The organism is Clostridium tarantellae, assembly GCF_009295725.1.
Lineage (GTDB): Bacteria > Bacillota > Clostridia > Clostridiales > Clostridiaceae > Sarcina > Sarcina tarantellae.
Genome location: NZ_WHJC01000543.1, coordinates 1 through 1,009, shown reverse-complemented (window position 1 = coordinate 1,009; position 1,009 = coordinate 1). Strand labels below are relative to the sequence as shown.

Genomic DNA, 1,009 nt, shown 5'->3' with positions numbered 1-1,009 from the left:
TTATAAAATGAAAAGCTTCGAAATACCAATATATTCTGATGATATTATTGATATAAATATATTTAAATTAGATAAAGATATTAAAGAACTTATTAAGAAATGTAAAATAATTAGCAAAAATAGGCTTGATTAATTTATAAATTATATAAAAAATTAAGAATAAAATAATAGGAGTAAAATAATTTGAAATATAATATATGTTATACAATAAGATTGAATACTATTGAAGATACATTATTAACTAGTTTACAATATTACTTAAAAGAGCTAAAATTATTAAACGAATATTATGATTTAATTAAAGATAAGCATAATAATGATTGTTATGAATATAAAACAATATTTAATAATGATCCTGTAACTAATCTTTTAGACTATAATTCAACTAAACATAAGTTATTGCTTAATTTTTTTTATAAAAACAATTTAAAATTAGGCTATAACATTATAATTGATGATTATGCTATACTCCTTTATAGTAAAAGAGATTTAAAATATACTAAATACTTTAAAGCAAATCTTGGTGAATTTGAAAGTTCTATAACTGAAAAATGTATAGAAATTAATAATAAAAAACTTAAATCAATATCATTAACTGAAAACTTTATAATATTTAATAATTCTGAAAATCTAGTATGTAACAAAGATATATTAAAAAAAATACAATTTCAGCAATATAACAATGGATATATGAATATATATTTCATTAATAAAAATTTAGGTGAATTTTTATTAAAAAATAATTTTACAGGATTTCAACTAAAACCTGTAAATAAGATTGATACTAATGAAGTTCTATTTTATCAAATGATTATAACAAATATAATAGAACAACCTAGAATATCTACTGAATTTACTTTTTTAAATAAGAAAGTATGTTTTTCATATCCAACTATAAATTCAATATTGTATAATTACTTTAAAAAAAATATTGATATATATATATATGATGAATACTATATGAAAAATAATTTCTGTGATTTTAATATATCTTATTATTCTCTTAAAG

At 16.8% G+C, this 1,009-nt stretch carries 1 protein-coding gene; it reads left to right on the top strand.

The window, feature by feature from the left end:
• Positions 1 to 183: 183 nt before the first annotated feature.
• On the top strand, positions 184 to 1,009 hold an 826-nt coding region (locus GBZ86_RS16225), incomplete at its 3' end, for a hypothetical protein (RefSeq protein WP_152892387.1).